The organism is Zhaonella formicivorans (assembly GCF_004353525.1).
In the GTDB taxonomy this organism is placed as follows: Bacteria; Bacillota; DUOV01; order DUOV01; family Zhaonellaceae; genus Zhaonella; species Zhaonella formicivorans.
The window spans coordinates 1,416,015-1,427,690 of the sequence record NZ_CP085524.1 but is presented as its reverse complement, the minus strand read 5'-3'; the positions used below and the strand labels follow the sequence as shown (position 1 = coordinate 1,427,690).

Annotated in this window: 11 protein-coding genes; all 11 read left to right on the top strand. The window is 47.0% G+C overall.

What is annotated here, in order from left to right:
* The first annotated feature begins 211 nt into the window (after positions 1 to 211).
* The gene (locus EYS13_RS07125; RefSeq protein ID WP_227767328.1) at positions 212 to 901 is read left to right on the top strand and encodes a maleate cis-trans isomerase family protein; all 690 of its coding nucleotides are present in this window, start codon (positions 212 to 214) and stop codon (positions 899 to 901) included.
* Between the two features lie 23 nt (positions 902 to 924).
* The gene (locus tag EYS13_RS07120) at positions 925 to 2,625 is read left to right on the top strand and encodes a PucR family transcriptional regulator (RefSeq protein ID WP_227767326.1); all 1,701 of its coding nucleotides are present in this window, start codon (positions 925 to 927) and stop codon (positions 2,623 to 2,625) included.
* Between the two features lie 174 nt (positions 2,626 to 2,799).
* On the top strand, positions 2,800 to 3,981 hold the full coding sequence (locus EYS13_RS07115; RefSeq protein ID WP_227767324.1) for a 4Fe-4S dicluster domain-containing protein: 1,182 nt from the start codon (positions 2,800 to 2,802) through the stop codon (positions 3,979 to 3,981).
* Between the two features lie 16 nt (positions 3,982 to 3,997).
* Positions 3,998 to 4,873 carry a DUF6282 family protein gene (locus EYS13_RS07110; protein WP_227767322.1) on the top strand — a complete coding sequence of 292 codons (876 nt, stop codon included), beginning with the start codon at positions 3,998 to 4,000 and terminating at the stop codon, positions 4,871 to 4,873.
* A gap of 27 nt (positions 4,874 to 4,900) precedes the next feature.
* Entirely contained in the window at positions 4,901 to 5,761 is an 861-nt protein-coding gene (locus EYS13_RS07105) for an FAD binding domain-containing protein (RefSeq protein ID WP_227767321.1), read from the top strand.
* A gap of 2 nt (positions 5,762 to 5,763) precedes the next feature.
* Positions 5,764 to 6,261: a (2Fe-2S)-binding protein gene (locus EYS13_RS07100; protein WP_227767318.1), complete on the top strand. Its 498-nt coding sequence runs from the start codon at positions 5,764 to 5,766 to the stop codon at positions 6,259 to 6,261.
* Position 6,262: 1 nt separating this feature from the next.
* Entirely contained in the window at positions 6,263 to 7,537 is a 1,275-nt protein-coding gene (locus tag EYS13_RS16245) for a xanthine dehydrogenase family protein molybdopterin-binding subunit (protein ID WP_265332430.1), read from the top strand.
* On the top strand, positions 7,534 to 8,523 hold the full coding sequence (locus tag EYS13_RS16240) for a xanthine dehydrogenase family protein molybdopterin-binding subunit (RefSeq protein ID WP_265332429.1): 990 nt from the start codon (positions 7,534 to 7,536) through the stop codon (positions 8,521 to 8,523). Before EYS13_RS16245 ends, EYS13_RS16240 begins: the two co-directional genes overlap by 4 nt.
* A 96-nt stretch (positions 8,524 to 8,619) precedes the next feature.
* Positions 8,620 to 9,678 (top strand): TRAP transporter substrate-binding protein, encoded by a 1,059-nt coding sequence (locus EYS13_RS07090; RefSeq protein WP_227767316.1) that lies wholly within the window; start codon positions 8,620 to 8,622, stop codon positions 9,676 to 9,678.
* Between the two features lie 139 nt (positions 9,679 to 9,817).
* Positions 9,818 to 10,342, top strand: a complete 525-nt coding sequence (locus tag EYS13_RS07085) for a TRAP transporter small permease (RefSeq protein ID WP_227767314.1) — start codon at positions 9,818 to 9,820, stop codon at positions 10,340 to 10,342.
* Positions 10,343 to 10,356: 14 nt separating this feature from the next.
* The gene (locus EYS13_RS07080) at positions 10,357 to 11,643 is read left to right on the top strand and encodes a TRAP transporter large permease (RefSeq protein WP_227767312.1); all 1,287 of its coding nucleotides are present in this window, start codon (positions 10,357 to 10,359) and stop codon (positions 11,641 to 11,643) included.
* Positions 11,644 to 11,676 lie beyond the last annotated feature (33 nt).

Genomic DNA, 11,676 nt, shown 5'->3' with positions numbered 1-11,676 from the left:
TTGCTTTGCAAATGTTTTTCTTGATGATTATACCATTGGCACAATCTAAAAGTTTTTTTATTTGTACCAATGGTACAAAGGAATACTGGCAAATGTGCCGAATGTACCAATATAACAAATGAACAAGGTGCGGAGTTGTTTTGAAGAATGGGAAAAATTCAACAAATTAGACTTTCCGCACCCGACATAACCAGTTCAGGAAGGTGATTAAATGACGGAAAGAAAAAGGCTTGGATTAATCGTCCCTTCTTCCAATAGTGTAATGGAGGTGGATTTTTACAGGAATTTGCCGGAAGATATTACACTGCATGTGGCGCGGATGTATCTATACGATACTACGGTGGCCGGGGAGGAGGAGATGTTGGATGTGCACTTCCCCAAGGCGCTTAGCGACTTGGCCACTGTGGTGCCAGATGCCGTAGTATTTGGCTGTACTTCCGCCGGTGCTTTGCGGGGAAATGCTTATGATGCTAAGCTGTGCGAAAAGATAACTGAGGTTGCCAAGTGTCCGAGTATAAGTGTTATTGCCAGCGTGCGCAAAGCAATTGAAAAATTAAAACTTCACAAGGTAGCAGTAATCACGCCATACATTGAAGCTCTCAATCAGCGAATTAAAGCCAGTCTGGAAGCCGATGGGGTAGAGGTAGCGGCGATACACGGTCTGGGTATCGATCACAATCATTCCATTGGCATGGTGAAACCTGAGGAAATATTTCAATTTACTATGGAAAAAGTTCAAGGGCTTACAGTGGACGGCGTTTTTTTATCCTGCACTAATTTTAGGGCTATGGAGGTCTATAAAGAGTTGCAAGCAAAACTTGGCCTTCCGGTTATTACCAGCAATCAGGTTGCGCTTGAAGCTGCTCTGGAGGTTCTTGGCAAAAATAACAGCCGGTTATAAGCATAAACTAAAGGAGCGATAGAATGGGAATCACTGTAAGGCAGGCTTTAGAGATCTCAGCTTTAAAAAAAGCAAGGGTAGTAGGCGGACATCAGGGGTTAGATAACGTAATCACTTTTGTAAACATAATGGAAGTGCCCCAGGTTGCTAAATGGATGAAGGGCGGTGAACTCCTGGTAACCGCTGGTTTCACTTTAAAGGACAACGCCCAACTTCGACGCAACTTGATTTATGATTTGGCCCAAAAAGGGGTAGCCGCCTTTGGCATAAAGCCCGGTCAGTACTTCTTGCAAGTTCCTGAAGATATGATTGAACACGCCAATGCGGTTGGACTTCCGTTGATTGAATTGCCCCCTGATGTGCCTTATATGGATTTTATGATTCCTATTTTCGAGATCTTAATCAATAATCAACTTTACCTCTTAAAGAAATCCGAGGAAATTCATAACAGGCTGTTGGAAGTGGTATTAAAAGGGCAAGGTCTGCCCAGTATTTGCCAGGCTCTGTCGCAACTGGCAGGAAACCCGGCGCTAATCATCGACAGGGCAAGCAACATATTGGCCTGCACGTGGCCGGCCTTTACGGAATGTGAAGCTCCTGAGAAATGGGAGGAAGTTATCGTCACTCATTTAGAGGGGCGGCTGCAAGAACTTCTTTCCATTGACCCCCACCGCTGGCACCGCATGGGGCTGGCATTGGAGGAGATTGGAGCTGATCTGGTAGTTGCTCCTGTGGAAATAAATGGTTCATTTCAGGGTTGGCTTGCCATTCTTGAAAGCTGCAGGGTTTTGGATGAGCAGGACCTGATGGCTTTAGAACATGCTTCCACTATTGTGGCCCTGGAATTTGTGAAAGAGAAGGCGGTTTTTGAGGCGGAGCGTCAAATCAGAGGAGAGCTTCTGGAAGATCTGCTTGGCGGCAATTTTCAATATGAAGAAGTTGTGATCAGAAGGGCCAGCCATTTGAATTTTAATTTAAATGCAAGATTGGTTGTTTTTGTAATTGACATTGATTGCTTTGAACGTTATCTGTTGCGTGAAGCCGGGAAAGATGAAAACCATGTCCAGACAGTAAAAGCTGAAATTCATCAGGCGGTGCACAGCGCCCTCTTAGATTATCCCGGCGGAGCCATGCTTTTAGCCAAAAGTGACAGCATAACGGGTTTGGTGCGTCTCTCCAACAAAAATGAAGAAAGGCTGCTGCGGCGAAAATTCAACGATATAATGGAAAAACTGGCAGGCAAACTGCCCAAATTGAAAATTTCCGTTGGCGTGGGCCGACCTTTTTCCGGAGTGCGTTTCGTTAAAGATTCTTACCAGGAGGCTTTAGCCGCTTTGCAAATCGGGCGGTTTATGCATGGACATTCCAGTCTCACTTTTTTCGAAGAATTAGGTCCATACCGTTTTCTCTATGAACTGAAAGATTCACCGGCCATGCATGGTTTTTACCGGGAGACTCTGGGAAAGCTGATTTCCTATGACGAGCAGAACAATACCGAACTGGTCAAAACATTGATTCATTATTTTAAAAATGACTGCAATTTGCGCTTGACTGCCGAAAGCCTTTATATCCATAAAAACTCAGTGATCTACCGGATCAAAAAAATTGAAGAAATTACAGGACTTAATATGAATGACCCCGATGAACGTTTTAATTTGCAGTTGAGTTTAAAGCTGAGCCAGTTTATAGGCGAGAGTGTCATAAAAGCTGTAGAAGTCTGCTAACCTGGTCGGATGGTACAAAAACGGCAATTAAAGATTGGTTAAGCGGTCCAGAGGAAGGTGTACTGTCGATGCAGAACTCTAAACGTAACAAATGGTTGTTCAACTGGTTGTTCAACAAAATATCTTTTTCAGACTGCTTTAACTAATCAAAATTGTCGAAAGGTGGGGAAATTTATGGCAGATTTAAGAGTAACTTATGCAGGAGTGGAATTTAAAAACCCGCTGGTACTGGCTTCAGCTACCCCAGGCTGGGATGGTGAAGGCATGAAGCGGGCAGGACTGGCTGGTATAGGAGGTGTCATACCTAAGACTATAGGTCCGGTCCAGGACTGGGCAGCCCACCCTTGTAACGGCAGACTGCAGCTCATCCGGCACGGCGGAAAGCCAATAGGCATGGTCAACCTGGAACTGTTCACCACAAAAACAAGGGAAGCATGGATTAAAGAGGACCTGGCTATTGCCAAGGAAGGTGGAGCAGTGATGCAGGTAAGCGTACTGGCAATGCCTCACCCTGAAGAAACCGCCCAGCTGGTAGAGGAAATTCAGGCTACAGGTATGGCTGATCTTTTGGAATTAAACGTTTCTTGTCCTATGCCGGCCTCAACTGTAGGTATGCACATCGGCAAAAGCGCGGAGCGGACTTACCAGCAGGCCAAAGCCGCTAAAAGCGCTGCCAAAATTCCATTGACTGTGAAATTAACACCTAACGTTTCCGATATGGTGGAAATTGCTCAAGCCGTCAAAGAAGCCGGGGCAGACGGGGTCACCATCAGCAACTCCGTCCGTTCTTTCGCAGGCGTGGATATTGAGACAGGCATGCCGCTTTTAAGGGGATACGGCGGATATACAGGACCTGCTATCAAACCTATTATCATGAGACATCTCTCTGAGGTTGCCCGGAATGTTGATATTCCTATCTCCGCCGTTGGCGGTGTGATGAGTTTCAAAGAAATCGTTGAATATATCATGTTGGGAGCTACCACCGTACAAACCTGTACTGCGGTAATGTGGAACGGTTATCAAATTATTCCCAAACTGCTTAAAGATCTGGAGAACTGGCTGGATGCCAAAGGCTATAAGTCCCTGGATGAAATCCGCGGCATAGCTTTACCGCACATTACTACCGTAGAAGAACTGGCCAAGTTGCCTGCCAAATATGCCAATATTGAGGCTGAGAAGTGTACAAACTGCGGCATTTGCGAAAGAGTATGCATGTACCGCGCTATCTCCGCGGGAGATACGGCCCATTATGTTACGCAAGCCAATTGCGACGGCTGTGGCCTGTGCGCTCAGTGGTGTCCCAGCGGGGCTATTGAGCTTAGGGAAGCAAGTGAATGTTTAAAGACGGCAAATTAGCAAGGGAGGCCTAAAAGTGCTGATTAGTTTGGAAGGGGCTTACGATTTACACGTTCATACCCATCCCTGTCTTTTTCCCAGGCTGTGTGATGACAGAGCGGCAGTAACAGCTGCCGCTCAAGCCGGTTTGGCAGGCATGATGCTCAAGTGCCACCATGAAAGCACTGTAAGCAGAGCCAGGGAGTTGCAGAGGGAATTCGATAATTTCAAAGTTTTTGGCGGCATTGTTCTGAACGAGTATGTAGGGGGCATTAATCCGCAAGCCGTGGAGGCGGCCTTAAAAATGGGCGCCAAGGAAGTTTGGATGCCTACGATTGATGCCGATAACCATGCCAAAGCCCATGGTTCTAAAGGAAAATATGACGTTCAGGAAGGCGGCAGCACCGGTGACGGCAGTGAGATTAAAGGAGTCAACGTTTTAGACAGTGAAGGCAACATCAATCGGCAAACCAAAGAAGTTTTAAAATTGGTAGCGGAATTTGATGTGATTTTGGGGACCTGCCATTTGTCCCCGGACGAAATTTATAAATTAGTCAAAGCAGCAAAAGAGCTGGGTGTAAAAAAGATACTCATCACTCACCCCTTTTTCAAAGTCCCCGCTTTGTCCGTCAGTCAACTGAAGGAACTGGTTGCCATGGGAGCGAAAGCTGAATTCGGCTACTGCACAGTATCACCCATGTGGCATTACGCAACTGTACAGGAAGTGACGGCAGCCCTCAAAGAAATTGGGGCTGAAAACGCCATTATCATCAGCGACGCCGGGCAGAGGCACAACCCTATGCCGCACGAAAGCTTGAGAGTGTTTGCCCAGTGCTTGTATGAATGCGGAATGTCAAAAGAAGAGCTGCGCCTGTTAATGGTAGACAACCCGAAAGCTCTCTTGAACTTGTAATTCAAAGGAAAAGGAGAGGGAGTGAAAATGCGTTTTAAAACTTTAACTCCCCGGAATTCCAGCGAAGCATTGGAAATGCTGAAAACAAACCAAGGGGAATTATTGCCGGTAGCCGGGGGAACAAACGTGCTTGTAGACCTGCATCGCGCTAAAATTAGGCCTAAAGCATTGGTTGATTTATCCCGGCTTGATGAGTGGAAAGAAATAAAATTGAATAACGGTGTGCTGGAAATTGGCTCCCTGGTTACTCATGCCCAGTTGGCTTCCAACTCCCTTTTGGACGGTCCTTTTGCTGGACTGCGTACTGCCGCAGGGATGGTTGGCGGCCCGCAAATCAGAAACAGGGGTACTTTGGCGGGGAACCTGCAGAGCGCTTCCCCGGCCGCCGATACTGCTACCCCGCTCTTGGCCCTGGGAGCGGTGTTGACTCTGGTCAGTGTGAGCGGGCACAGGGAAGTGGCAGCAGACAAGTTTTTTGCCGGGCCAGGCAAAACAGTGTTGGAGCCTTTTGAACTTGTCAGCAAAGTTACCATCAAGACTAATCCTGCTGCCAAGTCAGTTTTTTATAAAATCGGAAAAAGGAATGCTATGGCGATCTCACTGATTAACCTTGCCGCCTGTCTGGAATCAGACTCAGAAGGAAAATGCGTCAATGTGGGTATCGCCCTTGGAGCTGTGGCGCCTACCCCGGTAAGGGCAAAGCAGGTTGAAGCTTTTTTATTAGGAAAGAAAATAGATGAAGCTGTTATTCTTAAAGCCCAGGAGCTTGTTGAAGGTGACATTTCTCCGATCAGCGACATCAGGGCTGAGGCCGGGCATCGCAGGCACCTGGCCAAAGTGCTTGTGAAGCGGGCGTTACAGACTTTGGCCCGAGTGGAGGAGGAATAAAAATGGCTCTGGTGGAATTGGCCTTAACAGTTAACGGTAAGCAAACTACTGTGCGGGTTGAAGAGGACAAAAACTTGCTCTACTTAATCAGAGAAGTATTAGGTTTGAAGGGCACCAAAGAAGGGTGCGGCGAAGGTGACTGTGGAGCCTGTACCGTACTGCTGGACGGCAAAGCGGTTAACTCCTGCCTGGTTTTGGCAGTGCAGGCAGAAGGCAAGGAACTGGTTACTATTGAGGGATTAGGCAGTCCGGAAAATCTTCACCCGTTGCAACAAGCTTTTGTGGAGGAAGGGGCGATCCAGTGCGGATTTTGCACTCCTGGTATGATTTTATCTGCCAAAGCTCTTTTAGACAGCAATCCTGAACCGTCTTTGGAGGAAATTCGCCTGGGCATATCCGGGAACCTTTGCCGCTGTACCGGCTATCAAAAAATAATTGCTGCCGTTCAAAAAGCCAGCAAAATAATGGTAGAAAGTGCAGCGAGGAAGGAGGGAGAATAAAATGCCGGAATTCAATGTAGTTGGTCAGTCAGTGCCAAGAGTTGACGGCATTGCCAAGGCTACCGGGAAGGCAGTATATACCGGGGATATTGAAATGCCTGGCATGCTCTTTGGTAAAGCCCTGCGCAGCGCTTATGCCCATGCCAAAATTATCGCAATTGATACTGCTGCAGCCGAAAAAATTCCCGGTGTACGTGCCGTTTTAACAGCCAAGGATATCCCGGGAGTAAATAAGTTCGGTTTAGCAATTCAAGACCAGCCGGTTTTGGCAGAATCCAAAGTACGGATGCGAGGAGACGCTGTTGCATTGGTTGCTGCAGAAAGTTTGGAGATAGCAGAGGAAGCCATTAGGACTATTAAGGTAACTTACGAGGAACTTCCCGGCGTCTTTTCTGCCCAGGAAGGTCTGGCTGAGGATGCTCCCTTAGTACACGAAGAATTAGGCACCAATTTGCTGCAGCATACCAAAGTGCGCAAGGGTAACATTGCAGAAGGGTTTGCCCTGGCTGATGTCATAGTGGAAAATACTTACCAGACTCAACGGGCTGAACATGCTTATATGGAGCCTGAAACTTCACTGGCTGCAGTGGATTCCAACGGAAACGTGACTATCTGGACGTCTACCCAATATGTTTTTCGCGACAGAAGACAGATTGCCCCTGTTTTAGGTTTGCCGGTTAACAAAGTGCGGGTTATTCAGGCTGTAACCGGCGGTGCTTTTGGGGGTAAAGATGATATTACCACGGAAATTCAGGCCGGTTTGCTGGCTTTAAAAACCGGAAGACCGGTGAGGGTGACCTGGAGCAGGGAAGAGTCCATGATCTCCTCGACCAAAAGGCATCCGATGACAATTTGGTGCCGTACCGGCGCCACCAAGGACGGGAAACTGGTGGCATTGGAAGGCAAAGTCTACAGTGATAAAGGGGCCTATTGTTCTATTGGGCACTTTATCACTAAAAAGACTGGACTGCATTTGGCAGGTCCCTACTATATTCCACACATCAGCATAGATACTTATGCGGTCTATACAAATAATACTATCTGCGGTCCTTACCGGGGTTTTGGTATTCTGCAGGCAGCCTTCGCCCATGAATCGCAAATGGATATGTTGGCGGAAAAATTAGGAATTTCCCCATGGGAAATCAGGATGCTCAATGCATTGCGGCCAGGCCTTAGCACCGCCACCGGTCAGGTGTTTGATTCCAGCGTTGGGATTTATGAAACGCTGGTCAAAGCTAAAGAGTATCTTGATAAGCAAGGAGGTGCAGACCGGTGAAGAAGAGGGGCAGGGGCATAGGTTGCAACCTTTACGGTGTTGGCTTTGGCTTTAACCGCCCGGACCATGCAGCGGCCTATGTGGAAATTGCTGACGACGGTACTGTTACCATTCTGAGCGGATGCTGCGAAATTGGTCAGGGCTCGGATACGGTGCTCTGTCAAATAGTCGCCGAAGAACTGGGTATACCTTTTAGCTGGGTAAGAATAATCAGCGCTGATTCAGGTGTAACTCCCGATGCCGGGCCAACTACAGCCAGCAGGCAAACCTACGTTTCCGGCAATGCAGTTAAAAAAGCTGCAATGGAAGCGAAAAAACACATGATCAATTTGGCAGCGGAAATTCTAAATTGTACGACCGAAGAATTAATTGTCGGGGAGCAGAAGATTTATTCCAGGATTGAGGCGGACAAATGCCTGCCTTTTGCCACCGTAGCCATGGAAGCCCATAAACGGGGCAAGCCTTTTGTAGGGCTCGGTTGGCATGATAATACGACTCGAGACGTGGATCCTGAAACCAACCAGGGAGATGCCTATTCCACCTATATCTATGCGACCCAGGTAGCTGATGTGGAAGTTGATACGGAAACAGGTGAAGTAAAAGTGCTGCAGGTGGTGGCTGCCCATGACTGCGGTCGGGCGATCAACCCGCAGCTGGTGGAGGGACAGATCGAAGGAGCGGTTGCCCAGGGGCTTGGCTACGCCATTATGGAAGAAGTCATTTTAAATAGTGGGAAGACAATGACTCCCACATTTGCTGAATACCTGATTCCTACCAGCCTGGACATGCCGAAAGTTATACCAATTATTGTAGAGGATTTGGAACCGCAAGGTCCTTTCGGCGCCAAAGGAGTGGGAGAAGGGGCAATTATTCCTACGGCTGTGGCCATAATCAATGCCATTTATGACGCGGTAGGCGTTAGAATCACCAGTTTGCCTGTAACTCCCGAGAAGATTTTGGCTGAGCTTGTTGCTAAAGATAAATAACAAACATATTTTCACGTTTAGGCTAGGGGGTGAGATAAATTTAAAATTGATTTTTCGCAGGCTCCCAGTATATAAATTTTTGAGGAGGTTTTTAAAGTGAAGAAAGCCTGGTACAAAAAAATGTCTGTTTTAGTGTTGTGTATTTTTGCCCTTGCTATCCTTGCCGGTTGTGGCGGTGGACAACAGAGCTCAGACGCTGAGAAAAACCAGGGAAATGATAATGCTGCTCCGAAGAAAATCGTCTTGAAACTTGGCCATGACCACATGACCAGTTCTCCTTTCCAGAAGTCGGCAGAGAAATTTAAAGAGTTGGTGGAAGCAAGGTCCAACGGACAAATTGAAGTGCAAATTTACCCGGCTCAACAGTTGGGCAGTTCCAGGGAAATGATTGAAGGCTTGCAAATGGGTACCATCGAAGCAACCTTACTGCCAACTGCAAAATTCGGTGGTTTCGACCAAAGGCTGACTTTAGTTGACTTGCCTTTCCTGTTCCCCAATGAAGAAGTGCTCTGGAAAGTGCTGGACGGGGAAATCGGTCAGGAAATCATGAGCGGCCTAGAAAACATCGGCATCAAAGGTATTGCATTTTATGCAGAAGGCTTTAAAGCATTTACCAATAACAAACCTATCCGCAAACCTGAAGATTTTAAAGGTATGAAGATCCGTACCATGGAAGCCCCGGTAATTATGGCTCAGTATAAAGCCTGGGGGGCCAACCCGGTACCCATAGACTTCGCTGAAGTGTATAACTCTTTACAACAGAAGGTTGTAGACGGGCAGGAAAACCCCTTGCTCAGCATCCACGACATGAAGTTCTATGAAGTTCAAAAATATATGATCATGGGTGACCATGCTTATTTATCCTACATTTTGACTGTAAGCAAGAAGTGGTTTGACGGGTTGTCCCCGGAACTGCAAAAAGTTATAGTTGATACCGGTAAAGAAGTGGCCCAATATCACAAAGGCTTAATGCAAGAAGCAAACGAAGGTTATTTGAAAAATATCAAAGCCTTTGGCACCGAGGTCATAGTACTCTCACCGGAGGAAAGAGAAGCTTTCCGGAAAGCCAGCCAGCCTGTTTACGATGAATTCAGAAACGTAATTGGCGCCGAGTTGCTGGACAAAACTTTAAAGTTTATTGAAGAGAACAAGTAAGACTGCAGTATATAGCAGGTTCTTTCGATCTTTTTATCCAAGGCCGGGGGACATATCTCCTTTGCATCTAAGATGCTGGGATATGTCCCCAAATAACAATGCTGTAGGAGTATGTATCCATTAGAAGGAGGAAACAGGGATGTCCAAGCTCGATAAAGTTTTAACAGCAATTGAAGAAACCGTAAACGGGGCGCTCCTCCTATCTGCAACTGCAGTGCTGTTTGTCAACGTGGTGCTGCGTTATGTCTTTAAAAGTTCAACCACTTGGGCTGAAGAAGCAATCCGCTATGCTATTGTCTGGGTTACATTTTTTGGTGGAAGTATGTGCGCCAGGAACAAGATGCATGTGGGCATTGATATTTTTGTGCAAATGGCACCCAGACCTGTAAAAAAAGTTTTAATGGCCCTTGCCCAGTTAAGTGCTGCTTTTTTTACAGCTGTTATTACCTATTTCGGTTGGGCCTCAACCCAGCTGGTTATTGAGACAGCGCAAAAAAGCCCGGCCATGATGATGCCCATGTGGATTGTCTATATAGCCATGCCTCTGGGCAGCGCTTTGATGACTATCAGGTTTGTGGCAGCAGCTTATGCAATTTTAACCGACAAATCCTTCGGGGTTGACATGGTTGTTGAAGACGGCTCCGTAGATATGTCCAGGCTGTAGGGGGTGGCTATGCCTTGATTACTGTACTGTTTATTTTGCTTTTTGCCCTGTTGTTTTTAAGTTCGCCGGTGTTTATATCGCTAAGCTTGTCGGCATTATTGGCATTCGTGTTGTATACTGACATGCCGTTAACAGTGGTAGCCCAGAGGATGTTCGGCGGCATTGACAAATTTGCCCTGATGTCTATCCCTTTCTTCATTTTAGGTGCCAATGTAATGAAAGTAGGCGGGATTGCCAGAAGGATTCTTAACTGGGCCTATACGTTAGTTGGCGGTTTAAAAGGCGGTTTGGCGTTGACTACTGAAGTGGCATGTATGTTTTTCGGGGCTGTTTCAGGCTCTTCACCGGCTACTGTGGTAGCCATTGGTGGCTTGATGTATCCTGCTTTAAAGGAAAAACAATATGGCGGGGGGTTTTCGGTTGGATTGATCACTGCCAGCGGTTCCGTGGCCTTGCTGATTCCTCCCAGCATAAGTGCTATTATTTACGGCGCTGTGACGGGCGTATCTGTAGGAGCCTTGTTTATGGCTGGCTTGGGAGCCGGTATCTTATACGGCATTGTTTACCTTCTCTATTGCTATTGGTATGCCCGCAAAGCCGGGGTGCCTGTGGATAAAAAAGCAAGTTATGCTGAAAAATGGAGAGCTACCAAAGAGGCCAGCTGGGCGCTGGGAATTCCTGCAATTATCATGGGCGGAATTTATTTGGGAATCTTTACTCCTACTGAAGCTTCGGGTATTGCTGCCGTTTATGCTATTTTTGTCAGCATGTTTATTTACAAGGAGATGGATCTGAAGTCACTGTTTAAGACTTGTATAATTTCCGCTGAGGCTACTGCCCAGGTCATGATTCTGCTGGCTGCAGCTTCGGTTTTTGGCTGGATTTTAACGGTAGGTCAAGTCCCGCAAAGCCTGGCCCAATTCATTATCGACAGCAACTTCGGCCCGGTAGCCTTTTTGATGATGATCAACATCATCTTGGTCATTGCCGGAATGTTTATCGATGGTTCTTCAGCTATTATCATTATTGCACCTCTTGTTTATCCCATCGCCATGCAACTGGGGATCAACCCTGTCCACTTGGGTGTAATCATGGTAGCCAACGCAGCCATTGGCATGTTTACTCCGCCTTTTGGCCTCAACCTCTTCGTGGCCCAGCCGGCAACAGGTGAGAGCATGGTAAATATAATTAAGGGAGTAATGCCATTTGTTCTAATCAGCTTGGTGGCACTGTTGCTAATAACTTATTTACCCGATGTTTCGCTGATAATCCCTCGGATGGTTTATGGTCCCACTGTTTAGGTGCTATGGTAGACATCCCCGGCAGCCCCGGGG